Origin of the sequence: Gordonia sp. CPCC 205515 (assembly GCF_048537925.1) — a bacterium.
Classification (GTDB): Bacteria; Actinomycetota; Actinomycetes; order Mycobacteriales; family Mycobacteriaceae; genus Gordonia.
Map to the genome: position 1 here is coordinate 77,506 of NZ_JBCLVJ010000013.1, position 23,435 is coordinate 100,940.

26 protein-coding genes are annotated in these 23,435 nt (G+C 66.3%); 10 read left to right on the top strand and 16 right to left on the bottom strand.

From position 1 onward, the window contains the following. Nucleotides 1-2: 2 nt before the first annotated feature. Nucleotides 3-512 (bottom strand): carboxymuconolactone decarboxylase family protein, encoded by a 510-nt coding sequence (locus tag AAFP30_RS20300; protein ID WP_419231816.1) that lies wholly within the window; start codon nucleotides 510-512, stop codon nucleotides 3-5. Next, nucleotides 509-1,261 (bottom strand): SDR family oxidoreductase, encoded by a 753-nt coding sequence (locus tag AAFP30_RS20305; RefSeq protein ID WP_419231817.1) that lies wholly within the window; start codon nucleotides 1,259-1,261, stop codon nucleotides 509-511. Before AAFP30_RS20305 ends, AAFP30_RS20300 begins: the two co-directional genes overlap by 4 nt. Before the next feature lie 78 nt (nucleotides 1,262-1,339). Between AAFP30_RS20305 and AAFP30_RS20310 the strand changes: the two genes are divergently transcribed. After that, nucleotides 1,340-2,818, top strand: a complete 1,479-nt coding sequence (locus AAFP30_RS20310) for a PLP-dependent aminotransferase family protein (RefSeq protein ID WP_419231818.1) — start codon at nucleotides 1,340-1,342, stop codon at nucleotides 2,816-2,818. Here the strand turns inward: AAFP30_RS20310 and AAFP30_RS20315 are convergent. Next, complete coding sequence (locus AAFP30_RS20315) at nucleotides 2,785-3,564, bottom strand: isoprenyl transferase (RefSeq protein ID WP_419231819.1); 780 nt, start codon at nucleotides 3,562-3,564, stop codon at nucleotides 2,785-2,787. The two genes, AAFP30_RS20310 and AAFP30_RS20315, sit on opposite strands and share 34 nt — an antisense overlap. A 103-nt stretch (nucleotides 3,565-3,667) precedes the next feature. Between AAFP30_RS20315 and trhA the strand changes: the two genes are divergently transcribed. Beyond that, entirely contained in the window at nucleotides 3,668-4,339 is a 672-nt protein-coding gene (trhA, locus tag AAFP30_RS20320; RefSeq protein WP_419231820.1) for a PAQR family membrane homeostasis protein TrhA, read from the top strand. 52 nt (nucleotides 4,340-4,391) lie between these two features. Here trhA and AAFP30_RS20325 read toward each other — a convergent pair whose 3' ends face one another. Together AAFP30_RS20325 and AAFP30_RS20330 are read right to left on the bottom strand one after the other, a co-directional pair. After that, entirely contained in the window at nucleotides 4,392-5,465 is a 1,074-nt protein-coding gene (locus AAFP30_RS20325; protein ID WP_419231821.1) for a 3-deoxy-7-phosphoheptulonate synthase, read from the bottom strand. A 233-nt stretch (nucleotides 5,466-5,698) separates the two neighbouring features. Next, a complete protein-coding gene (locus tag AAFP30_RS20330; RefSeq protein ID WP_419231823.1) occupies nucleotides 5,699-6,145 on the bottom strand; it encodes an Lrp/AsnC family transcriptional regulator in 447 nt (148 codons plus the stop codon). A 97-nt stretch (nucleotides 6,146-6,242) separates the two neighbouring features. On the opposite strand from AAFP30_RS20330, the gene rocD reads away from it, so the two are divergent. Further along, the gene (rocD, locus tag AAFP30_RS20335) at nucleotides 6,243-8,315 is read left to right on the top strand and encodes an ornithine--oxo-acid transaminase (RefSeq protein WP_419231824.1); all 2,073 of its coding nucleotides are present in this window, start codon (nucleotides 6,243-6,245) and stop codon (nucleotides 8,313-8,315) included. A 1-nt stretch (nucleotide 8,316) separates the two neighbouring features. On the opposite strand, the gene AAFP30_RS20340 is transcribed toward rocD, so the two are convergent. Both AAFP30_RS20340 and AAFP30_RS20345 read right to left on the bottom strand, forming a co-directional pair. Further along, nucleotides 8,317-9,567, bottom strand: a complete 1,251-nt coding sequence (locus AAFP30_RS20340) for an RNA polymerase sigma factor (RefSeq protein ID WP_419231825.1) — start codon at nucleotides 9,565-9,567, stop codon at nucleotides 8,317-8,319. An 11-nt stretch (nucleotides 9,568-9,578) separates the two neighbouring features. Next, nucleotides 9,579-9,980 (bottom strand): YciI family protein, encoded by a 402-nt coding sequence (locus AAFP30_RS20345; RefSeq protein ID WP_419231826.1) that lies wholly within the window; start codon nucleotides 9,978-9,980, stop codon nucleotides 9,579-9,581. Between the two features lie 163 nt (nucleotides 9,981-10,143). On the opposite strand from AAFP30_RS20345, the gene AAFP30_RS20350 reads away from it, so the two are divergent. Next, nucleotides 10,144-10,767: a histidine phosphatase family protein gene (locus tag AAFP30_RS20350; RefSeq protein WP_419231827.1), complete on the top strand. Its 624-nt coding sequence runs from the start codon at nucleotides 10,144-10,146 to the stop codon at nucleotides 10,765-10,767. 9 nt (nucleotides 10,768-10,776) lie between these two features. Here AAFP30_RS20350 and AAFP30_RS20355 read toward each other — a convergent pair whose 3' ends face one another. Next, the gene (locus AAFP30_RS20355; RefSeq protein ID WP_419231828.1) at nucleotides 10,777-11,133 is read right to left on the bottom strand and encodes a cytoplasmic protein; all 357 of its coding nucleotides are present in this window, start codon (nucleotides 11,131-11,133) and stop codon (nucleotides 10,777-10,779) included. Nucleotides 11,134-11,191: 58 nt separating this feature from the next. On the opposite strand from AAFP30_RS20355, the gene AAFP30_RS20360 reads away from it, so the two are divergent. Beyond that, nucleotides 11,192-11,812, top strand: coding sequence for a TetR/AcrR family transcriptional regulator (locus tag AAFP30_RS20360; RefSeq protein ID WP_419231829.1), 621 nt, complete (start codon nucleotides 11,192-11,194; stop codon nucleotides 11,810-11,812). Here the strand turns inward: AAFP30_RS20360 and AAFP30_RS20365 are convergent. Genes AAFP30_RS20365 through mca form a run of 4 tightly spaced genes read right to left on the bottom strand, consistent with a single transcriptional unit; the run spans nucleotide 11,802 to nucleotide 15,481 of the window. Then, nucleotides 11,802-12,308, bottom strand: a complete 507-nt coding sequence (locus AAFP30_RS20365) for an N-acetyltransferase family protein (RefSeq protein WP_419231830.1) — start codon at nucleotides 12,306-12,308, stop codon at nucleotides 11,802-11,804. The genes AAFP30_RS20360 and AAFP30_RS20365 overlap by 11 nt on opposite strands. Further along, nucleotides 12,305-14,338 carry a thioredoxin domain-containing protein gene (locus AAFP30_RS20370; protein ID WP_419231831.1) on the bottom strand — a complete coding sequence of 678 codons (2,034 nt, stop codon included), beginning with the start codon at nucleotides 14,336-14,338 and terminating at the stop codon, nucleotides 12,305-12,307. Before AAFP30_RS20370 ends, AAFP30_RS20365 begins: the two co-directional genes overlap by 4 nt. After that, nucleotides 14,313-14,627 carry a hypothetical protein gene (locus AAFP30_RS20375; RefSeq protein ID WP_419231832.1) on the bottom strand — a complete coding sequence of 105 codons (315 nt, stop codon included), beginning with the start codon at nucleotides 14,625-14,627 and terminating at the stop codon, nucleotides 14,313-14,315. Before AAFP30_RS20375 ends, AAFP30_RS20370 begins: the two co-directional genes overlap by 26 nt. Continuing rightward, nucleotides 14,624-15,481 carry a mycothiol conjugate amidase Mca gene (gene mca / locus AAFP30_RS20380; RefSeq protein WP_419231925.1) on the bottom strand — a complete coding sequence of 286 codons (858 nt, stop codon included), beginning with the start codon at nucleotides 15,479-15,481 and terminating at the stop codon, nucleotides 14,624-14,626. Before mca ends, AAFP30_RS20375 begins: the two co-directional genes overlap by 4 nt. A gap of 93 nt (nucleotides 15,482-15,574) precedes the next feature. Here mca and AAFP30_RS20385 point away from each other — a divergent pair, with 93 nt between their 5' ends. The 3 genes from AAFP30_RS20385 to greA all read left to right on the top strand — a co-directional run bounded on the left by AAFP30_RS20385 (nucleotide 15,575) and on the right by greA (nucleotide 17,420). Further along, on the top strand, nucleotides 15,575-16,048 hold the full coding sequence (locus AAFP30_RS20385; RefSeq protein ID WP_419231833.1) for a DUF4307 domain-containing protein: 474 nt from the start codon (nucleotides 15,575-15,577) through the stop codon (nucleotides 16,046-16,048). Between the two features lie 62 nt (nucleotides 16,049-16,110). Further along, entirely contained in the window at nucleotides 16,111-16,800 is a 690-nt protein-coding gene (locus AAFP30_RS20390; protein ID WP_419231926.1) for a queuosine precursor transporter, read from the top strand. Between the two features lie 125 nt (nucleotides 16,801-16,925). Continuing rightward, nucleotides 16,926-17,420, top strand: a complete 495-nt coding sequence (greA, locus tag AAFP30_RS20395) for a transcription elongation factor GreA (protein WP_419231834.1) — start codon at nucleotides 16,926-16,928, stop codon at nucleotides 17,418-17,420. A gap of 143 nt (nucleotides 17,421-17,563) precedes the next feature. Here greA and AAFP30_RS20400 read toward each other — a convergent pair whose 3' ends face one another. Continuing rightward, complete coding sequence (locus AAFP30_RS20400; protein WP_419231835.1) at nucleotides 17,564-17,932, bottom strand: VOC family protein; 369 nt, start codon at nucleotides 17,930-17,932, stop codon at nucleotides 17,564-17,566. Between the two features lie 102 nt (nucleotides 17,933-18,034). Between AAFP30_RS20400 and AAFP30_RS20405 the strand changes: the two genes are divergently transcribed. After that, on the top strand, nucleotides 18,035-18,913 hold the full coding sequence (locus AAFP30_RS20405) for an SGNH/GDSL hydrolase family protein (RefSeq protein WP_419231836.1): 879 nt from the start codon (nucleotides 18,035-18,037) through the stop codon (nucleotides 18,911-18,913). Between the two features lie 4 nt (nucleotides 18,914-18,917). Here AAFP30_RS20405 and AAFP30_RS20410 read toward each other — a convergent pair whose 3' ends face one another. Then, nucleotides 18,918-19,283 carry a helix-turn-helix domain-containing protein gene (locus AAFP30_RS20410; protein WP_419231837.1) on the bottom strand — a complete coding sequence of 122 codons (366 nt, stop codon included), beginning with the start codon at nucleotides 19,281-19,283 and terminating at the stop codon, nucleotides 18,918-18,920. A 78-nt stretch (nucleotides 19,284-19,361) separates the two neighbouring features. On the opposite strand from AAFP30_RS20410, the gene AAFP30_RS20415 reads away from it, so the two are divergent. Beyond that, nucleotides 19,362-22,844 carry a helicase-related protein gene (locus AAFP30_RS20415; protein WP_419231838.1) on the top strand — a complete coding sequence of 1,161 codons (3,483 nt, stop codon included), beginning with the start codon at nucleotides 19,362-19,364 and terminating at the stop codon, nucleotides 22,842-22,844. Nucleotides 22,845-22,857: 13 nt separating this feature from the next. Here the strand turns inward: AAFP30_RS20415 and AAFP30_RS20420 are convergent, their stop codons facing one another. Continuing rightward, nucleotides 22,858-23,130: a hypothetical protein gene (locus AAFP30_RS20420; RefSeq protein WP_419231839.1), complete on the bottom strand. Its 273-nt coding sequence runs from the start codon at nucleotides 23,128-23,130 to the stop codon at nucleotides 22,858-22,860. Between the two features lie 10 nt (nucleotides 23,131-23,140). Continuing rightward, on the bottom strand, nucleotides 23,141-23,392 hold the full coding sequence (locus tag AAFP30_RS20425) for a hypothetical protein (RefSeq protein ID WP_419231840.1): 252 nt from the start codon (nucleotides 23,390-23,392) through the stop codon (nucleotides 23,141-23,143). Between the last annotated feature and the right edge of the window lie 43 nt (nucleotides 23,393-23,435).

The window sequence follows — 23,435 nt, forward strand, 5'->3', positions numbered from 1 at the left end:
TCTCACGAACGCAGCTGCCGTTCGTCGAGGCCGGCCGGATAGCTACCGGCGATCGCGATCCGGTTCCACGCGTTGATCATCACGATCGACGCCAGCACCCGACCGAGCTCCGCCTCGTCGAACTGCGTTCGCGCTCGGGCGAACACGTCGTCGGGGACGCCCCGCTCGCCGAGCCGGGTGACGTGGTCGGTGAGTTCGAGGGCCGCGCATTGTCGCTCGGTGAACAGGTGCGTCGCCTCGCGCCACACCGCGACCATCGAGAGCAGCAGCGGGTCCACGCCCAGCGCTACCGCGTCGGAGACGTGCATGTGCAGGCAGTACGCGCAGTGATTGAGTTGCGAGGCACGGATCTTGATGAGCTCACCGAGTTCGGGCTCCACGTCCTCCGACGACGCGCGCTGCAGCGCGACGAGGGCCTTGTAGACGCCAGGATTGGTACGCGGCAGCCACATTCGCCGCGTGTCGGGCAGTCCGTCGGGCAATTCGGGGCGATCTGTCGTCGTTGTGCTCATGCCGGGTACACCTTCTCGATCCATTCGGCCAGGGTGGTGGGTGCGATCACGTCCGGACGTTCCGGCACCAGTCCGCCGTTGCGGATGGCAGCACCGCCGAAGTTGACGCCGAAAACCTTTCGCGGAGAACCGGTGCGCGCGGCGATGGCCCGCGCCACCTCGGTCAGGTCGCAGACCTCGGGTCCCGCCACGGCGATATCGCCGGCCGGGGGCGAGGTGACCGCGTCGGCCAGCGCGGTCGCCGCGTCCGCCACCGACAGCGGTTGACACCGCATGTGCGGCACCACCGCGACCGGACCGAGGCGCATCATGCCCATCATCTGCTGTGCGAGTTCGTACCATTGTGCGGACCGCACGAGGGTGAGCCGGTCCCCGATCGCGTCCTGATAGACGCGTTCGGCTGCCGCTTTGCCTTGGTAGTACCCGAATTTGGCATTCACCGCGGGATTCGCGGCGTTGATGATGGACAAGCAGATCACCCGGTCGACCTTCGCGTCGGCCGCTGCCCCGGCGATATTGCCCGCGACTGTTCCGAAGAAGTCGATGGCCGTCTTGGCCCGCTGCGTCGTCACGTTGACGCAATCCACCACGACGTCCGCACCACTGAGCGCATCGGCCAGGCCGTCGCCGGTGTAGGCGTCGACGCCCGCGGCCCGGTGCGCCGCGACCACGTCGACCGCACGCTCTCTCAGTCGGGCCGCCACGTCGCCGCCGATCTGGCCACTGGCGCCGACAATCGCCACTCTCATCTCGTTCCCCCTTCGATTCAGCAGGTTCAGGTTCCACCGTAGAGACAAATTGCATCAAGAAACTGGTTCAATCGAGACGTGATCAAGCAGGCCAATTCCGATCCGTGGGCGCAGGTCGCCCGACGACTCGGCACCGACCTGTTCCTCGACCTGCAGCCGGACCCCACCGAGAGCGCCCGGGGCCGCGGCGCCCGCCGACGCCACACCCTCGCCGAGGCGCTGCGCACCGCCATCGCCGACGGACGGCTGACACCCGGCACCACCTTGCCGCCGTACCGGTCCCTCGCCGCTGACGTGGGGCTCGCTCGCGGCACGGTCGCCGCGGTCTACCAGGAACTGATCGCCGAGGGCTGGCTCGTCGCGAGGCAGGGATCGGGGACGACCGTCGCCGACATCGGGCACACACCGGATCCCGCACCTGCCGGCCCCCGGACCGAGACCAGTCCTCCAACACTCCGTCCGACGCACGACTTCTCACTGGGCCAACCCAATTCGTCACTGTTTCCCCGCCGCGACTGGATCACCGCGACCCGCCGGGCGCTCACCCACGCACCCGACGACGTGTTCGGACCGGGCGACCCGCAGGGCAGTATGCAACTGCGACAATCCTTGTCGGGTTATCTCGCCCGGGTACGCGGGGTCCGTGTCGATCCCGAGCGGATCGTGCTGACGACCTCGGTCATGTTCGCGCTGGAACTGTTGTCGCGCACCGTGTTCGGCGGCACCCTCGCCGTCGAGAGCCATGGGTTGGGCTTCCACCGGGACGTGATCGAGCGAGGCGGCACCGCCACGACGCCGATCCCGATCGACGGCGGCGGTGCCGATATCGATACGCTCCCCGACCACGTCGACGGCGTCCTGCTGACACCGAGCCATCAGTACCCGACGGGCGTGCCACTGTTGCCCGCGCGACGATGGGCGGTCGTCGAGTGGGCGCGGACGACCGGCAGCCTGATCGTCGAGGACGACTACGACGGCGAACTCCGCTACGACCGCGAACCGGTCGGCGCCCTGCAGTCGCTCGGCCCCGATGCGGTGATCTATGCCGGGTCGGTGAGTAAGACACTGTCTCCGGCGGTGCGGATCGCCTGGCTGGTGCTGCCTCCCCAGTTGGTCGGTACCGTGGTGGCGGCCAAGGGGATTCGAGAACCCAACGCCAGCGTGCTGGACCAGCTGGTGCTTGCCGACATGATCGACTCGGGCGCCTACGACCGGCACATCCGCCGGAGCCGGCAGTACTACCGACGACGCCGTGATCTGCTGGCCGGGCGGCTGGCCGAGGTGGGCATCGAGGTGCCCGGGGTGGCGGCCGGCCTGCATGCGCTCATTCCGGTGGACCCGGAGGTGGAGACGCAGATCCTGATCGAAGCGGGGCGGCGCGGATTCTCGATTGCCGGGTTGTCCTGGTTTCGGCACCCGGATGCTCGCGATGCGCCGCGCGGCGGGATCGTCGTCGGATTCGGCACGCCCCGGGCGTCGGCCTTCTCCGCGGACGTCGACGCGCTGGTGGAACTGTTCGCGGACTACTTGCCGAAACGCCGGCTGCGGGCACCGTAGTCGCGCAGCGCGCGCAAGAAGTCGACGCGCCGGAACTCCGGCCAGTAGGCGTCGGTGAACCAGATCTCCGAGTAGGCGCTCTGCCACAGCAGGAAGCCGGACAGCCGTTGTTCACCGGAGGTCCGGATGACCAGATCGGGGTCGGGTTGCCCCTGGGTGTAGAGGTTGCGGTCGATCGCCTCGACGGTCACCGCGTCGATCATCTGCTCCGGCGTATCACCGGCAGCCAGACGTTCGACCAACAGCGACTGCACCGCCTCGACTATTTCCTGGCGGCCGCCGTAGCCGACCGCCACGTTGACGTTCATGCCCGACCGCCCGGCAGTGCGCTCCGAGGCCAGCCGCAGCCGCTTGGCGGCCACGTCGGGCAGGGGGTCGAGGTTGCCCACGATGCGGACCCGCCAGTCGCCGATGCTCGAGATCTCGTCGACGATGTCGGGCACGATTTCCATCAGGGCATCAAGCTCGTCGGATGCCCGCTGGAGGTTCTCGGTCGACAGCAGATAGATGGTGACCGTCGAGATCCCCAGCTCCGCGCACCACGTGAGCATGTCGGCAACGCGCTGGGCCCCCACCCGATGCCCGTGGCTGATGTCCTCGAATCCGGCCTCCCGCGCCCATCGACGATTGCCGTCGCAGATGATGGCAACGTGGCGCGGCAGTTGCGCAGGTTCGAGGGTTGCGACGATGCGACGCTCGTACACGCTGAGCATCGGACGCCGGAGCCGATCGGGAAGAAGTTTCATCGGTGCTCGATCCTATCGCCGCGCGGCCCCGCTTTCCGGCGGGCTCGGCCAAGTTCGGACCGCCGAGTTCGACTCGCGCGTAACTTACGCTACCGTAGGTTCCGTGAGCATCCTGACCGACGCCCTGCCGGTTCCTTTGCGCCCGCGCCTACGCGGTGTCATCCACCACTACTCCGCCATGGTGGCGACCCTCGCCGGGGTCGCGGTCGTCGTCGGCGCCGCGATCCTCGACGGAACCGGCGCGGCACTGGCGTGCGCCATCTACGCGGTGACCGTCGTCGGCCTGTTCACGGTGAGCGCCACCTATCATCGCATCGCCTGGAAGACACCCCGCGCCTACGTGCGGATGAAACGGGCCGATCACTCGATGATCTTCGTGTTCATCGCGGGCTCCTACACGCCGTTCTGCGTGCTCGCCCTGCCGGTGCCGGAACGGTGGTGGGTCCTCGGCATCGTGTGGGCGGGCGCGGCGGCCGGTGTGGCACTGAAACTCATGTGGCCGGCCGGACCGCGCTGGCTCAGCGTGGCGCTCTACGTCACGCTCGGATGGGTGATCGTCGTCGTCGCGCCGACCCTGGTCGCCCACTCCGGCCTCGACGTGGCGATCCTGCTGGCGCTCGGCGGACTTTTCTACAGCATCGGCGCGATCGCCTACGCGCTGCGCTGGCCCAACCCCTGGCCGACGACCTTCGGCCACCACGAGATCTTCCACGCGTGCACGGTGATCGCCGCGCTCCTGCACTACATCGCGGTGTGGCTGGTCGTTGTCGGCTGAGCCGTCAGTGTGACCGTCGGCTGAGCAGTCAGTGTGACCGTCGGCTGAGCAGTCAACTCCGTGCCAGCGCCTCCAGTACCGCAGCACTGGTGTCCCAGCCCATGCACTTGTCGGTGACCGACTGTCCGTAGACCAGCGGCCGGGCATCGGTCGACTGCGCACCGGGCTCGAGGAAGCTCTCCAGCATCACGCCGGAGATCGTTGCTGCACCACCGGCTTTCCGGGTCGCGCGGATGGTCGCGGCGATCTCCTCGGCGACCGCGGCCTGCCGCACGTGGTCCTTGCCCGAGTTGGCGTGACTGCAATCGATCATGACCCGCTGCGGCAGCGTTGCCTTCGCCAGAGCAGTGACCGCCGTGGCGATCGAGTCGGCGTCGTAGTTGGGGCCGGCGGTGCCGCCCCGCAGGATCACGTGGCAATCCGCATTGCCGGCGGTCTCCACCACAGCACCGTGCCCGAAGTCATCGACCCCGAAGAACACATGTTGCGCCGCAGCCGCATTCACACCGTCGATGGCGACCTGGATGTTGCCGTCGGTGCCGTTCTTGAACCCGATCGGCATCGACAGCCCCGACGCCAGCTGACGATGCACCTGGGACTCGGTGGTGCGGGCACCGATGGCACCCCACGCGACCGCGTCGGCAATGTACTGCGGGCTGGTCGGCTCGAGGAACTCACACCCGACCGGCAGGCCGAGATCGATGATGTCGAGCAGCAGGGAGCGTGCCGTGCGGAGTCCGCGCTCGACGTCGAAGGTGCCGTCCATGCCGGGATCGTTGATGAGTCCCTTCCACCCGACCGTGGTGCGCGGCTTCTCGAAGTAGACCCGCATGACGATCTTGAGACGGTCGGCGTGCTGCGTCGCCAGCGGCGCGAGACGGCGTGCGTAGTCGATGGCCGCGATCGGGTCGTGCACCGAGCACGGTCCGACGACGACGAGCAGCCGGTCGTCGCGGCCGGCGAGGATCTCGGCGATCTCGTCACGATCGGCCTGGACGGCCAGGGCGCGACGTGCGGTGAGCGGGAGTTCGGCGCGGATGGTGTCCGGCGACGGAATCGAGCGGAAGGACTTGATCCGGCGATCCGAGGTGGATGCGGCGGCGATCAGGTCTGGCGTGGTGGTCACTGGGAGTGCCTTTCGGGGTCTGGCCCTGTCGTATCCGGGGGCGCCCCTGGTTGCTACGCGGAAACCGGCGCCCTTGAAATGACAAGAGCAGCGACCTTCTTGGTCGCTGCTCGGGGCTCCGGGTGGTGTACGCGCGCGTCTGTTAACGCTTCATCGCAGGCTCGCCCGGAGCCTCGATAAAGCGCCAATAGGCGCGTGCGGTCTTGATCACGTCCGACAGGCTAGCACAGGCCTCACGGGTGCCCACGATCGATGAGCTGGCTGAGCACGATGATCGACTCCGAGTGGTCGACGGGACCGGCGCGGCGAATCCGTTCGAGCGCCTGCTCGAGGTGCCGGACGTCGCGGGCGCGCACCCGCAGGATGGCGTCGGCCTGACCGGTGATGGTTGCCGCACTGACCACCTCGGGAATCGGCTCCCAGGCTGCCTTGAGTGCCTCCGGCGAGATGTTGCCGCGGCACGACACCTGCACATAGGCCTCGGTATTCCACTCCATCGCACGCGGATCGACGACGGCGGTGAAACCGGTGATCACCCCGTCGTCGAGCAGTCTGTCGACCCGTCGCTTGACCGCGGGCGCGGACAACCCGACCTCGTCGCCGATCTGCGCGTAGGTCGCACGGGCATCACGTGTCAGGCACGCGAGCACCTTTTCGTCCAGATCGTCGAAGCCGCGCAACCGATCCCCACCAATCCTTCAACTGCACCCGATTCATTGCGCATATGAGCAATGAACGACGATTGTTTGCGTCCCAATCCGAGAATAGCCTCGATCTATGACGATCACGAGTCCTTCCGTGTCCGCACGCCCTGCGCCTCGTGTCGCCCGCACCCGGACTTATGCGATGACGCCACCCACCCACTTCACCGTCGAGTACGCGATCAATCCGTGGATGGATCCGTCGACTCCGGTCGACACGACGCGGGCGGTCGACCAGTGGCGCACGCTGCGCGACCTCTATGAGTCCCTCGGGCATGCGGTGCACGTCGTCGACCCGCAACCGGGTCTGCCGGACATGGTGTACGCCGCAAACGGAGGACTGAGTGCGGCCGGGGCCACCATCGCTGCACGCTTCGCCTTCCCCGAACGCGCCGCCGAGGGCGACCACTACGCGGACTGGTTCGCCGGCCACGGCCACGGACCCGTTCACCGCACCCGCGGAATCCAAGAGGGCGAGGGCGATTTCCTCATCGTCGGCGGACGCATCCTCGCCGGCACCGGATTCCGCACCGACCGCGCCGCCCATGCCGAAATCGCCACCCTCACCGGACTTCCGGTGATCACCCTGGAACTGGTCGACCCACGCTACTATCACCTCGACACCGCGCTCGGCGTCCTCGACGACGAGAACATCGCCTACTACCCGCCTGCGTTTTCCCCTGCGTCGCAAGCCGTTCTCGCCGAACTGTTTCCGCATGCGATCATCGCCACCGACGACGACGCGGCCGTTCTCGGACTCAACCTCGTCTCCGACGGCAGGCACATCGTGATGACCGACGCCGCACCCCGTCTGGCCTCGGCGCTGCGCGACGCCGGTTACGAGCCGATCGGGATCAACTTGTCCGAGCTCCTCAAGGGTGGCGGTGGAGTCAAGTGCTGCACCCTAGAATTGAGGACAGTGCACGACGACCCCGACGATGTGGCCGTCGGAACGGAGTCCACCATGCCGACGACCGCAGAACCACATGTGACACACAACTATTCACCCCTGCCGGTCACGGCCGCGAGCGCCGAGGGCGCGTGGATCACCGATGTGGACGGGCGCCGCTACCTCGACTGCCTGGGCGCCTATTCGGCGGTGAACTTCGGGCACCGCAATCCGCGGATCGTCGCGGCCGCGCTCGACCAGCTCACCCGGGTCACCTTGACCAGCCGCGCATTTCGCTCCGATCGCCTCGAACCCTTTTGTGCCGCACTGGCCGCACTGTGCGGCAAGGACATGGTGCTCCCGATGAACACCGGGGCCGAAGCGGTCGAGTCCGCCATCAAGGTGGCCCGCAAATGGGGGTACGACGTCAAGGGCGTGCCCGACGGGCAAGCGAGGGTGATCGTCGCGGGCGGCAACTTCCACGGCCGCACCATCAGCATCGTCAGCTTCAGCGACGATCCCGACGCCCGCAACGGATTCGGGCCGTTCACGCCGGGATTCGTCACCGTACCGTACGGGGATGCCGACGCCATCGCCGACGTGATTGACGCGAACACGGTGGCTGTGCTCGTCGAACCCATCCAGGGCGAGGCCGGGATCATCGTGCCGCCCGACGACTACCTCCCGCGGGTGCGGGCACTGTGTACCGATCACAACGTGTTGATGATCGCCGACGAGATCCAGTCCGGACTCGGGCGGACCGGAAAGACCTTCGCCGTACAACATTGGGACGTGCAGCCCGATGTGTACACACTCGGCAAGGCGCTCGGCGGCGGCATCCTGCCGGTGTCGGCGGTGGTCGCCAACAGCGACATCCTCGGCGTCCTGCATCCGGGTGAACACGGCTCCACGTTCGGCGGTAACCCGTTGGCCGCCGCGGTGGGCCACACCGTGGTCGACATGCTCGCCGAAGGCACCTGGCAGGCTCGTGCCGCCGCGCTCGGCGACCGCATGCACGCGCGCCTGCGCGAACTCATCGGGCACGGCGTGATGACCGTGCGTGGGTTGGGGTTGTGGGCGGGCATCGACGTCGATCCCGCGCTGGGTACCGGGAAGGAGGTCTGCCTCCGACTGGCCGAGCGCGGCGTCCTCGCGAAGGACACACACGGCTCCACCCTGCGACTGGCGCCGCCGCTGGTGATCACCGAGGATGAGATCGATTGGGCGGTGGCGCAACTCGCGCTGACGCTCACCACCTGAGCTACGTCCGCAGCTCCGCGACCCGGCGTTGCAGATGGCGCCGTTCAGCCGGATTACGCACGCGGGCAAGTGCCTCACCGAACGCCGCACGCGCGTCGGCATCGCGGCCCAGGCGCACGAGCATCTCGGCGCGGGCCGCGTGCCAGAGATGCTGGCCGGTCAATCCCTCGATGCCATCGAGATCGTCGAGACCTCGCTGCGGACCGTGCGCCATCCCGACCGCGATCGCACGATTGAGCTGCACCACCGGACTCGAGCTCATGCGTTCGAGAATGACGTACAGCTCCACAATGGTCTGCCAGTCGGTGGCATCCGAACTCGGTGCGCGAGCATGAATTCCGGCGATCAACGCCTGAATCCGGTACGGCCCCACACCAGGTCGCGCTACGGCCGAGGACAGCGCGTCCTGGGCGCGGGCGACCAGAGCTGCGTCCCAACGGGTACGGTCTTGCTGGTCGAGTGTCACCAGCTCGCCGGACGGATCGACGCGCGCGGCGAAGCGCGAGCGGTGGAACAACTCCAGAGCGAGCAGCCCGAAGGTTTCCCCGGTGTCCACCAGCGAGCTGAGCAGGTCGGTGAGCCGGATCGCCTCCTCGGCCAGGTCGACGCGCATCAGGTCGGCAGCGTCGGGATCGCTGGCGAGATACCCCTCGTTGAAGATCAGGTACAGCACTGAGTGCAAGGCATCGAGACGTGAGTCGAGGTCGTCGGGAACCGCGAGTGGGATTCGGGCCTCCCGGATCTTCCGTTTGGCCCGCACGATCCGTTGCGCCAGAGTCTTTTCGGGTATCAGGAAGCCGGCGGCGATCTCCGTCGTCGTCAGCCCACCGACCAACCGCAGCGTGAGCGCGGTCTGCGCGGTGACGTCGAGTGCGGGATGACAGCACAGCAGCATCAACCGCAGGCGTTCATCGCCCACCTCCCCCTCGCCCTGGATCATCGACTCTCCCGCATCGGACTCCGACACCTCGTCGGCGGCCAGATCTCGCGCAGCAGAAGCCAATCGGCGGCGGGCGGTGTCGCGTCGTCGTAGCTGATCGACGATCCGGTTGCGCGACACCGTATAGAGCCAGCCCGCCCGGTTCGCCGGAATCCCCTGGGCACGCCAGGTTTCCATGGCCTGCAGCAAGGCGTCCTGGACGCAGTCGTCGGCGAGGTCGAGATCGTCGTAGCGGGCGGCGAGGAGAGCGAGCACACGCCCGCTCTCCTCGCGCGCCAACGCCGCGACGGCGTCGTCGACGTCGTCACCCATGGGCACAGGGTTCAGGGATTCGCCCGATCAGGATTCGCGACGGTCGGCGTGCCGTCGGACGCCGCGAACAGCCGCACGGGACGCACCTCGACGACCCCGAACGGCAGCGGGATCTTGCCCGCCCACGCGAGCGCCGCATCGAGATCGTCCACCTCGATCCGGTAGTAGCCGGCCAGCTGTTCCTTCGCTTCGACATAGGGTCCATCGGTGATGGTCGGCGAGGTGCCGAGCGCGATCCGCATCGTCGTCGCCGAGGAACTCGGGGTCAGACTTGCCCCGTCGATGAGCACGCCGGCCGCGGCCAGCGCGCGGCCATAGGTCGCCCACGCCTCGCGTCCCTCGTCGAAACCGGGATCACCCGGCGCCGGTGCGGGAACGGACTCGTCGACGGTGATTGCCAACAGGTACTGCATGATCAGATCCTTTCGGTCGGCGGAACCACGGGGTTCATGGGTCCGATGATGACAGCCCGGGTGACCATTCCTGATCGCTTCGCTCGGGCCGGTGCCGCCATCACCGCTATGACGCAGCGCCCGCCTCCGATCGACACCCGACTTCTGGGCATATTCTCGAGAGGTGTCCGAACCTCGCACCCATCACCGCGTCCTGCTCATCCGCCACGGTCAGACGGAGTGGTCGCTGTCGGATCGGCACACCGGCCGGACCGACATCGGACTCACCGCCCGCGGTGAACGTGATGCGCAGAATCTGCACGGCATCGCCGAGCGACTGCAGATCCGCGACCCATATGTGTTCGCCTCCCCGCGGCACCGGGCGCAGCGCACCGCCGAGCTCGCCGGCCTGACCGTCGACGAGATCGACGACCGGTTCGCGGAGTGGGACTACGGCGACTACGAGGGCCTGACCCGCCCACAGATCCACGCCGACCACGACCCGGACTGGGCGATCTGGACCAAGGGCGCACCGAACGGCGAATCGGTGGAACAGATGACGCAACGCGTGGACGGCGCGGTCGCCGTCGTCGAACAACGCCTGGAGATCTCCGATGTGATCGTGGTGTCACACGGCCACTTCTCCCGCTCGTTCGTGTGCCGATTCCTCGGGTGGCCGATAGCCCAGGGCGCCAACATCGACCTGCGTCCGGCCGGCGCCGCACTACTCATCGAGGTCGGCGACGACCGCCGATTGTCCGGGCTCGTCGGACCCGAAGGCGCGGCGGCGACGCGCTACGCACTCTGAGCGCGAGAGCTATCGCGGACCGAGCGGCACCCGCATCCCCGCGTCCGACCGGTGATCCTTGAGTTCGACGAACAGCGCGTGCGTCGGTGTGGCACCGATGTTCTCACCGCGGTGATGCTGCGCGTCGAGCCATCGCACCGCCAGCGGTTCGAGAGTCACCTCAGCGTGCCGGTCGTCGACGGTGAGGCGTCTGGTGAAGTGCGCGAGCGGGATCATCACGCTATCCGGATGGTGATGAGTGTGGGTGGCGTCGCCGGGTTTGTCACGGTATTCGAGGACGCGCACGTGCTCATTCTCGAGCACCACACGGTACAAGTCGGGATCGGTGACGATCGGATCGTCCGCGAGCGTGTCAGGGCCGGACATCGCAGTCCTCCTTTTATGGGATCGGAGTCCCATCACGGGATAATGGTACCGTAATGCCGTGGTCACGTCGAGAGGCCTGGCGGCCGGAAGGCCGGTCCCCTACGAGGCCGGTGGTCGGGCACGGCAGAAACAACGCACGCGGGAAGCGTTGGTCGCGGCGTTGCACGAACTCATGGAAACGACGCCGTCGCCGACGGTCGACGAGGTCGCCCACCTGGCGGGAATCTCCCGCACCACCGCGTATCGATATTTCCCGGACCAGAACTCGCTCATCGCCGCCGGCTATCCGGAGGTCGCCGAGAAGCCCGAGTTCATCGGCGACCGCGCCGAGGATGTGGCGGCGCGGGTGCGTGTCGTCGTGGATCTGCAACTCGATCTGATCGCGAAGTGGGAGCCGCAGCTACGCGCTGCGCTGCGGAACGCACTCGACGATCACGACCGGACTCCGCTGCGCGGCGGTCGGGCCATCGGCTGGTTTGCCGATGCACTGACGGTGCTGAGTCCACCGTGGTCGCGCGATCGGGTGCAGCGCACCGCGATCCGGTTGCGGGCAACGGCGGGTATCGAGGCGTGGATCTGGCTGCTCGACGTCGCCGGCGTCTCCACCGGCGTGGCCCGCAGCATCATCCGCGACAACGCCGACGCCGTGCTGCAATCGGCACTCGACACTAATCGCTGAGCACCAACCCCATCTCCACCACGTCCCACAGGTCGCCGTTGCGTCGGCGATAGTGCTTGGGCCGCAGACCTTCCCGGACGAATCCGTGGGCGGTGTAGAGCGCGATGGCCGCCTCGTTGTGCGGCCACACCTCGAGGATCACCTTGTGCGCACCGCGATCCCGGCTCCACGCCAACACGGCCGACACCAGCGCCGACCCGACACCGCGTCGTCGCTGCTCCCGCACGACCCACATGCCGAACGTCGTCACCCCCGGCAGCACGGTGAACATCGAGATCGATCCGATCACCGATCCCGAATCATCCACCGCGACAACGGTGTGCGACGACTCATCGGCGAGCACCTCCAAGTATGCCTGCATCGACCGATCGATGTCGACCGGCGGCTCGGTCCCGAGCCACCGACCTTCGGCAGCGACGTCGGAGCGCACTTCACTCACGGCGCGGGCATCGTCGGCGACGCCGTCGCGAATCGTGAACTGTCCCCGCCCGGTCATCCGACCAGCGAGGCGTCAAGCGCTTCGGTGTCGACGACGGGCAACCCGCAGACGGTTCCCCGGCACACATACGCGGCATCGACCCCGTTCACCGTGCCTCGACCGTCCAGAAGTGGGACCGAATTCCGCTCCCCCGCAATGAGAATGGTGCCGCCCGGCGCCACAGCCCAGGCGTGAGCGGCCAACTCGCCTACACTGTCCGGGGTCTGTGCCACCGCAATCTGCAGCGGCCCGGACACCCGCGCCTGCGCGACGGCGAGCCAATGTCCCGCCGAGCGTGGCAGTTTCGCCAGCAGCACGGCGGATCGCGCGAGCGTCCGATCGAGTAACTCGGCGTAGCGGGTGGCCGGCCCGAGCGGCGCGAGCGCCGAGGCGATCAGGAGCGCTTCTGCGACGAGGGATGCACCCGCGGGGGTCGCGCCGTCGACGGGATCGCGCGGTCGGGTGATCAGCCCGTCGCCGACCGCGTCGAACCACGCGCCCGGCTCATCCTGGTCGGCGAAGTGGGCGATGGTGGTGTCGAGCAATGCCAATCCCTGCGCACACCAGGATTGCTCACCGGTGACCTGATGCAGCGTGAGCAGTGCGGTGACGAGAGCGGCGTGGTCGTCGAGGGCGGCCGCCGGCTGTCCGACCTTTCCGCCCAGCGATGATCGCCGCAACGCTCCGTCGACGAGGTGGGTATCCAGCAGACGAGTTGCACACCAGGCGGCCAGCTCGATCCAGTCCGACCGGCCAAGTCCCGCACCGGCTTCGGCCAAGGCGGTCACGGTCATCGCGTTCCAGCCGGTCACGACCTTGTCGTCGCGGGCGGGTTGTGGACGCGTTGCGCGTGCGGTCAACAGGCGTTCCCGGACCGACTCGAATCGCCGTGTGTCGTCGGGGTCGGCGCGGAGTTGCAGTGTGGAACTGCCGTGCTCAAAGGTGCCGGCATCGGTGACCGTGAACAGCGTTGCAGCCCAGTGCCCGTCGTCCTCGCCGAGAACCTCGACCAGCGACGCCGGCGTCCACACGTAGGTCGAGCCCTCGACGCCCGCGGCATCGGCATCGAGCGACGAGGCGAATCCGCCGTCCACGCGGAGATCCCGGTCCAGAAAAGCGATGGTCTCCTCGGTGATGCGTCGGGCCAGCGGGTCCCCCGTGCGGCGCGCGAGGTGGGCGTAGGCCCGCAGTAGTTGCACGTTGTCGTACAGCATCTTCTCGAAATGCGGTACCACCGAGTCGTTGTCGACGGTGTAGCGGGCGAAGCCGCCGGCAAGTTGGTCGTAGAGACCGCCGCGCGCCATGACCTCACAGGTGCGTTGCGCGGCCTCCATCCCGGCCGGATCGCCGGTTCGTTCGGTCGCTCGGATGAGTCCTTCGACGAGCGCCGACGGCGGGAACTTCGGTGCCCCGCCGAAACCACCCGCGGTGCGGTCCTCATCCTCCAAGACGGCCGTCACCGCAAAGGAGAGCAGCCGGTCGTCGAGGGCGAGGTCGGTCACCGGGAGCGCGGCGGCGTTGGCCTGCAACTGTTCCCGCACTTTGGCGCCCATGGCGTCGATCTGATCGCGACGCTGGGTCCATGCCTCGGTGACCGCGGCCATCAACTGCGCAAACGTCGGCATCTGACCCCGCGGCGTCGACGGAAAGTAGGTGCCGCAGTAGAACGGATCGCCGTCGGGGGTGAGGAAGCAGGTCATCGGCCAACCGCCCTGGCCGGTCATGGCGACGGTGGCGTTCATGTAGATGGCGTCGATGTCCGGACGTTCTTCGCGATCGACCTTGATACACACGAAGTCTCGGTTCATCATCGCGGCAGTGGCGGCATCCTCGAAGGACTCATGTGCCATGACGTGACACCAGTGGCACGCGGCGTAGCCGATCGAGAGCAGGACCGGGACGTCCCGGCGACGGGCCTGCGCCAGCGCCTCGTCGGTCCACTCCTGCCAGTGGACCGGATTGTCCGCGTGCTGCCGCAGATAGGGACTGGTCGCGTCCCCTAAAGCGTTGCGTGACAACCGGTCAGGTTCCGGCTGACTTTCGCTCATCGGCCTGCACCTCGCTGTTCGGGTTCGACCCCGCATCGCCATCGGACGCCGCACCCGATTCGGCGCCAAACGAATCGGTGCCCTCGTCGAAGGCCTGGTCGGCTTCGGGGTGCTCGGTGTCGAAGGTCTTCGGCAGCTTCTTGAGTTGCGTGTTCATCGACCGGATCAGCAACGCGGTGGCCACCAGCAGGACGAGGATGATCAACAGGCCGAAGGGTGAGGCCTTGCCGAACTCCGGGCCCTCCGGTTCTTGCGCGGCGAGCACGGTGACGATCGTCATCGGATTCATGGTTCCTCGATTCCGGCGAACAGATCGGTCTCCGGGATCGACGTCTTCACCCGGGTCTTGGCGAGTTCGAACTCTTCGGTGGGCCAGAGACGTTGCTGCCATTCCGACGGCACCGCGAAAAATACTCCGTTGGGGTCGATCTGGGTGGCGTGCGCGCGCAGCGCCTCGTCACGCTGTGGGAAGTACTTTCCGCACTCGATCTGGGTGGTGACCCGGCCCATCAGGTCTCCGCGGCTGGGATCGCGCTCCCAACGTTCGAGCCACTCCTTGAACGGACTTTCCTGGCCGTGCTTCTCGAATTCGTCGGAGAACAGCACCATGCGGTCCTTGATGAACCCGTGCGTGTAGTAGAGCTTTGAGACCGTCCACGGTTCACCGGTGCCCGGGTACGCGTCGGGATCGCCGGCCCGCTCGAAGGCGGCCACCGAGACCTCGTGATCGCGGATGTGGTCGGGGTGCGGATAGCCACCGTGCTCGTCGTAGGTGATCATCACGTGCGGACGGAACTCGCGGACCACCTTGACCAGGGCCTCGATGGGTTCCTCGATGTCGATCGCGGCGAAGGAGCCCTCGGGCACCGGCGGTAATGGGTCACCCTCGGGCAGCCCCGAGTCGACGAAACCCAGCCACATCTGCTGCACGCCGAGCGCCTCGGCGGCCTTGGCCATCTCTTCCTTGCGGATCTCGCTCATCCGGTCTTTGACGCCGGGCCGATCCATCGCCGGGTTGAGGATGTCGCCGCGTTCGCCGCCGGTGAGAGTGACCACGAGGACGTCGTGGCCTTCGGCCGCGTATTTGGCCATCGTCCCGGCGCCCTTGCTCGACTCGTCGTCGGGGTGGGCATGGACCGCCATCAGACGCAGACCGGCGTGGGGTCCTCCAGCACGGGTTTCGGTCACGCTTCCTCACCTTCGGATCGGTACTCCTCCCATGGTAGGTATTGACGCGTGAACAGTTCAGACGGGGGGACCGCGACACCCGCCGCCTCGGGCGCCCCGCGCAGCGGTCCGCGCGCGTCCTACCCCGCGGAACAGTCGGCGGGCAGCCGGCGGCGCTGGTTCGTCGGGCTGTCGGTCCTCGTCGTGGTGGTCGGAGTGGCGCTCGCCTGGCTGGGCTACACCAAGTTCGCCACCCCCGACGTCGCAGGTGAGGCGACCGCGTACGAGATCCTCAATCCGTCGACGGTATCGGTGCAGCTCACGGTGACCCGCAAGGATCCGTCGGAGCCTGCGGTATGCGTGGTCCGCGGGCGATCCAAGGACGGTGACGAGACGGGCCGCCGGGAGATCCTGATCCCGGGCGGTACCCAGACCCAGATCGGCATGCGGACCGAGGTGACCACGTCGAAACCGCCGGTGATCGGTGAGGTGTTCGGCTGCACCATGAACGTTCCGCCGTATCTGACCCAACCCGCGACGTGACACTCCCCACGCGTCCCCGGGCGGTCTTCGCGAGAGTGACCAGTCCGTATTACGCGTACCTGATGGCGCTGTTCGTCGGGGTGATGCTGATCAGCAACATCACCGGCACCAAGGGTGTCCTGTTGTTCGACGACTGGCTACACCTTTCCCTCGGGCCCATTCAGCTGAATGGCCTGGTCACTGACGGTGCCTTTTATTTGTTTCCACTGGCCTATGTGCTCGGTGACGTGATCAGCGAGGTGTACGGATTTCGGGCGATGCGCCGCGCCATCCTCGCCGGATTCGCAATCCTGCTCTTGGCGTCGATCTGTTTCTGGCTGACAATCGAGTTGCCGGCCGCCCCGTTCTACGAGAATCAGGACGCGTTCAAGGCCGTCGCCGGGGTGGTTCCGCAGTTCCTCCTCGCCGGTCTCGCCGGCTACGTCGTCGGCGAGTTCCTGAACTCGTTTGTGCTGGTCAAGATGAAGGAACGGGCCGGTGAGAAGCGTCTGTGGGCGCGTTTGATCGGGTCCACTGTCGTCGGCGAGTTCGGCGACACCGTGGTGTTCTGCGCGATCGCCGCCTCTGCCCTCGGCATTTCGACCTGGGGCGATTTCCTCAACTACACCATCGTCGGTTTCCTCTGGAAAACCTTGGTGGAAATCGTCATCATGCCGATCACCTATGTGGTGTGCGGATGGCTGAAGAAACGTGAACCCAGCTACCAGGAAGCACTCGCCGCAGCAGGTGCCGACAATGCGGATGTGCCATAGCTCTCACAGACTGGTATCCTGTATTGATACACGGCTCCGCGAGGGGTCGTGTTGCTGCATTTAGAGCAGTCCATATGCCCAGGTGAAAAAGAGGCCTGGGCGCGGACACCACAAAGGAGTGACCAATGACCGACACACAGGTGACTTGGCTGACCCCAGAGTCGCACGAGCGCCTCAAGGGTGAACTCGATGCGCTGATCGCCAACCGGCCGGTCATTGCTGCGGAGATCAACGAGCGTCGCGAAGAAGGCGACCTCAAGGAGAACGGCGGCTACCACGCGGCCCGTGAAGAGCAGGGCCAGCAGGAAGCCCGCATCCGTCAGCTGCAGGAGCTGCTGAACAATGCGAAGGTCGGCGAAGCCCCCACCCAGTCGGGTGTCGCGCTGCCGGGTTCGGTGGTCAAGGTCTACTACGACGGTGACGAAAGCGACACCGAGACCTTCCTCATCGCCACCCGCGAGGAGAGCGCCAAGGACGGGTCCATCGAGACCTATTCGCCCAGCTCCCCGCTCGGCGCCGCACTGATCGACGCCAAGGTCGGCGAGACCCGCGAGTACAGCGTCCCGTCGGGCGCCCTCGTCAAGGTGACGCTGGTCAGCGCGGAGCCGTACCACAGCTGAGCTGAAACGCTTCTTCCCCCGCTTTCGTGAAGATCCCCCGGTTGCACGGCGTGCGACCGGGGGATCTTCACATTTCAGGGGGAAGAACCGAATCGATGGTGCCGAGGCGGGTTGCGTCGGTCAGATCCGTACGCCGCGTCGCTTCAGCCCTGCAGCGAGAGGTTGTTACCGTCCGGGTCCAGGAACCAGGCGATCCGGGCACCGCTGGGTGCGGTCCAGATGCCCCGGTCGTCCTGATCCATGCCGTCATACCGGTTGAACGAGACGCCCGCCGCGGTCAGCCGGTCGACCTCGCGGTCGAGGTCGTCGACCACCCAACCGAGTACGGTGTACGGCGCGGCACGGACCTCCTCGACGGCAGTGATCCGCAACTGCGTGGTCGGGGTCTCGTGGACAAGCGCGAACGGTCGCACGTCCTGCAGCACCAAACCCAGCGTGCCGCCGTAGAACCGCTCCGCCTCGTCCAGACTGCGCACGCCGACGAAACTCGCCTGCTTCAGATACTCGACCATGACATCTCCCTACCACTGCATCGACGTTCTTCCCCGGAAATGCCAAGATTCCCGCTGGTTGGTCTGTCACCTTGCCTGGAATGTGATCTGTGTTATATCTCGATGGTGAAACTGAACACATCGGTCCGCAGATTTGTGACCGCGGTTCTGGCCGCGGGAGCCGTCGCCGCCACATCGGCCGCTGTCGCATCCGCGGCACCGCCCGCCACCGCCGTCGAGTACGTCAACCTCGGTGACAGCTACTCCGCCGGATCGGGAGTTCAGCCCGCCGCACCCGGTAGTTACTCGCAGTGCGCGCAGTCGAACGTCAACTACGCGCACCTGATCGCCCGCCGATCCGGCATGCGACTCACCGACGTCAGTTGCGGCGGCGCCAAGACCGATGACTTCTATCGCGCCCAATACCCCGGGCTGCGACCACAACTCGACGCGTTGTCGCCGCGGACCGGGCTGGTGACCTTCATGATCGGCGGCAACGACGGCGACATCTTCGGCACCACTGTCGCCAAATGTGTTGCGGCAGCGATTACTTCACCAGGAGCGTACGCGCCATGCCAGCAGCGGTACGGCACCTCGACCAGCCACCAGGTCCAGACCCAGACCTACCCGAGACTCATGCGCGCGTTCGCCGCCGTCCGTCAGCACGCTCCGCGCGCCCGCGTGGCGGTGGTCAACTACCCGTGGATCGCCCCGACCACCCCGCAACCGTGCCCGGGCTTCCCCGTGGCGCCCGGTGACCTCCCCTACACCCACGGCATCCAGGCCACGCTCAACGACGCACTCCGTCGCGCCGCCGCCCAGACCGGCGTGACCTACGTCGATGTCGCGGCCGCCTCCGTCGGGCACGACAGTTGCCGCCCGAAGGGCGTGCGCTGGGTCGAGCCGTTGATCAGTGACGTGCAAACGGTGACCGTGCACCCGAATGCGCTCGGCGAACGGGAGATGGCCGACGTCACTATGCGGACACTGGCGGCGCGCTGACGTGTCAGTCGGCGCCGAGGTCGCGCACCAACCGCTCGAGTTCGGCCTCGACCTGAGACAGCGATCTGTTCGTTGCCTGTTCGGGTGATTGGCGCTGCACACGCCTGTTCAGATCCGGCAGGAGAAGCGAGGGCGGCACATCGAGCGCGCGGGCGAGGCGGTAGATCGTCGAGAGCTTCGGATCGGCGATATACGGATCCCGGTTACTGGTATTGCGTTCCAGATTGGAGATCTGGTTGTGGTGCATCTCGCACCGCACCGCCAGCTCCTGCTGCGACAAGTGGCGCAACCGCCGAATCTTGGCCAGCCTGTGCCCAAACGAGTCTCCGTAGGTCCCCCAGTCCAGGGATCCTCGTTCACGCGCTGGCACGTCCCCAATCTGTCCGACACACAACGTATTGTCTGCACAACAAGATGTGTATGAGTGGACGGTGGATGACCTGTGGAAATGACCGACCTCACGGCAGGAACGAGGCTGCGGGGACGATGGCCGGCGCCGGTCACGGTCGTCTCGGTCACACCGGTCGGCAACGCCGCGGCATCGCTCGTCCTGCGCCACGGTGACGGCACCTTTTCCGAGGAAATGCTCTACACCGACGACTTGGCGAGCGTGACTGTCGTCGACGATTCCGCAGTCGGTTGGACGTTCGACGCGGATCCTGCCGCGCTCAAACTGGCCACCGAAGCACTGCGCATTCGCATGGCCGGCGCCCACGACCCGATGGTCGCGGTGGCCACCAGCGACATCTCGCCACTTCCCCACCAGATCCGGGCGGTGTACGGAGAGTTGTTGCCGCGCAGTCCGTTACGGTTCCTGTTGGCCGACGATCCGGGCGCAGGCAAAACTGTGATGGCCGGCCTGTACGCCAAGGAGTTGATCCTGCGCGGCGACCTGACCCGGATGCTGATCGTCGCGCCCGGCGGCCTCGTCGACCAATGGCAGGAGGAGCTCGATGCCAAGTTCGGTATCACGGCAACGATTCTCACGCGCGAGTTGATCAACGCTAGTCTCGACGGCGACCCGTTCACCGCACATCCATTCTTGATTGCCCGCATGGACCAACTCGCCCGCGACGACGAACTCACCAGCGCATTGGCGGCCAGCGAATGGGACCTGGTGGTGGTCGATGAGGCCCACCGGATGTCGGCGAATTGGTGGGGTGGCGAACTGCGCAAGACCAAACGATTTGTCCTGGGGCAACTGCTGGGCACGATCAGTCGACATCTGTTGTTGATGACGGCGACCCCACATTCGGGCAGCGAGGAGAACTTCCAGGCCTTTCTCGCACTCTTGGACCCCGACCGATTCGAGGGCCAATACCGGGGTGGCGCCCACAGCACCGATACGACGGGTCTGATGCGGCGAATGGTCAAGGAGGAACTCCTCACCTTCGACGGCAAGCCACTGTTTCCGGAACGGATCGCCGAAACGGTGCCCTACCGTTTGTCCGACGGTGAGCACAAACTCTACGAGGCCGTCACCCACTACGTTCGCGAAGAGATGAATCGAGCTGACCAGCAATCAGATTCACCGCAACGCCGAACCGTTGGGTTCGCCCTCACCGTCCTGCAGCGCCGGCTCGCGTCGAGCACCCATGCCATCCTCCGCAGTCTGGAGCGACGCCGGCAACGACTCGCCAAAAAACGTACGGACATGGCCGCGGGACGCTTTTCGCCCGTCGAAGAACGACTCCGCCTACCGAGTTCCGATGACTTCGACGATCCAGACGAATACAGCGCGGAGGAATACGAACGTCTCGAGGAAGAGGTGGTTGACGCCGCAACCGCGGCTCGCACGGTTGCCGAACTCGACGTCGAAATCGCACTGCTCGACGACCTCGTCACACTCGCCCGGACTGTGCGCGACAGCGGCGACGACCGCAAATGGGGTGAACTCCGCACTCTTCTCACTGACCGAAACCTGCTGCGTGACAACAATGGCTCTCCCCGCAAGCTGATCATCTTCACCGAGCACCGCGACACCCTGGACTATCTGGTCCGTCAGATCCGCAACATCCTCGGCGACGACGACGCGGTGCTCACCATTCACGGCGGCACTCGACGAACCGACCGCACTGCGGTGCGCGAGATGTTCACCCACGAGCCGCGCCGGCAGGTTCTCGTCGCCACCGATGCCGCCGGCGAAGGCCTGAACCTGCAGGCCGCACATCTGATGATCAACTACGACCTGCCGTGGAATCCGAATCGTCTCGAGCAACGGTTCGGTCGGATACACCGGATCGGCCAGCAGAACGTGTGTCGGCTGTGGAACATCGTCGCCGACGAGACCCGCGAGGGTCAGGTCTACATCCGGTTGCTGGAGAAGATGGAGCAGCAGCGAAAGGCTTACGGCGGCAAGCTGTTCGATGTTCTCGGGGATGCGTTCGCGGAAAAGCCGCTACGCACATTGTTGATAGATGCCATCCGCTATGGCGACGATCCGGCACGGATCGAGGAGATCGAGCGGGTCGTCGATGCCCAGGTTGCCGACGGATGTGCGGATCTGGTGCAAGGCCGGGCACTGGCCAAAGAGACACTGGGACCGTTGGAGCTCGATCGACTGCGCCGCGAGATGGATGAAGCCACTGCGAGACGTCTGCAGCCGCACTACATCGAGAAGTTCTTTGCGGACGCTTTCGACGCGTTCGGCGGACGTCTGAGTCGTCGCGAAAAGGACCGATACCAGATCACGAATGTTCCTGCAGCGCTACGACTTCGACCGACCCACCATGGGCACGGCAGCAGACCTGTGGTGTCAGCCTACGAACGGGTGACCTTTGAGCCAGATGCCGTGACCGGTCAGGACGGCAAACGCGCTGAGCTCCTCGCGCCCGGACATCCGCTGCTCGACGCGACGCTGGACGTGACTATCGAGCAGAACCAAGCTGCGTTGGCCTCCGGCACGGTGCTGTTTGATCACCTGGACCCAGGCGATCAACCGTATGTGCTGCTTGCGATGACCGGTGAGGTCGTTGACGGGCACCGACGGGTGGTGAGCAAGCGCTTCAGCTTCGTGGAACTGCGTGCCGACGGTTCGGTCATCGATGCCGGACCGGCACCGCATCTCGATCTCTCGACCGCACCTCCGCAGGCGGTGGATGCCGTAGAACGCGCTATGGCGCAGCCGTGGATTGTCGGCGCTCTCACCGATCGCGCGATGACGTGGGCCGCCGGTGTTGCCCAACCGGAGCACCTCGCAGAGGTTCGAGAGCGACTGTTGCCCACCATCGAGAAGACCAAGACGGCGGTGCGGGCGCGGCTGGTGAGTCAGGTCAACTATCTCGACGGTGAGGCCGCGCGGCTGCGCGAGGTCCAGGCGGCGGGACACACAAGAGCGCGGCGGAACCGACAATCGCCAGAGCGCCTGGCGAGCCGGGCCCGGGAGCTCGAGCATCGGTTGACGATCCGGTCCGATGAACTTGCGCGCGATGCGATGCTGACCGCACGACCGCCGACACTCACCGCAGCAATGCTGGTGATTCCGGCCGGCATGGTGGGCGGGACGGTCGCGGATTTCGCCCGCGATACGACAGTCACCGACCGACGCGCAGTCGACGCCGTACTCGCCGCGGAAATCGGGCTCGGCCGCGAGCCGGAAGAGATGCCGCACAACAACAAGGGCTACGACATTCGGTCGGTGCCGTGCCCGGACACCAAGGGAGTCCGCGGTCCGACGATCTTCATTGAAGTCAAAGGCCGCATCGAGGGCGCCGAGCACTTCTTCGTCACCTTCAACGAGGTGCTGCACGCGCGGAACACCGGATCTCACCACCGCCTTGCGCTCGTGAAGGTCAGCGACCGTGGCCCCCAGTATGACGAGGTCCGCTATCTCACCGACTATTTTCACCGGTTCGAGATGGGTGGCACCGATGTGGCCGGCGTACAGATGGCGTGGGACAAGGTGTGGGCGAAAGGAAAGCCTCCGCACTGACGCGCGCCGCGTGTCAGCCGATCGCGCGTGAATCGTTCTCCGCGCGCACGCGGTCGACGAGGGCGCCAAACCGCGGCAGTTCAATCACGATGCGGTTCGCCAGGCCGTCTGGCACGTACCGTTCGAGGTCACCAGCGATGGAGATCAGCACCCATAGCGCTTCTTCAGGATCGGCAGCCCGCATGACACCGGGCCACACGTCCTCGTCTGGGATGTCCACGGCCGACGCCACAGCATCGTAGAGCGCACCGATCCGCGCTTGCCGGGATATCACGTCGGAAGACACGCGCCTCATGCTACTCCGACCCTTTGGTGAATCGGCGGCGCTGACGGTCCGTGATCAGGCCCACTGGTGTCGGCCCCGCGTCGCCGTTCCGGATGACCCCCGCACCACACAGCGGAAACGCTTTGGAGAATTGCTCCACTTCGCCGTCGATGAACGCGGTGGTCTCGACCACGACTTCGTCGACAATGCGGACTCGATAACGACGTCCGCCGTATGTCACATCGAATGCTGGGTCGAGCACCGTCAGGGCGATCGCGTTCATGATCCGATCGTCGCTCCAGCCGTCCGGGAACTCCGACTTGCCC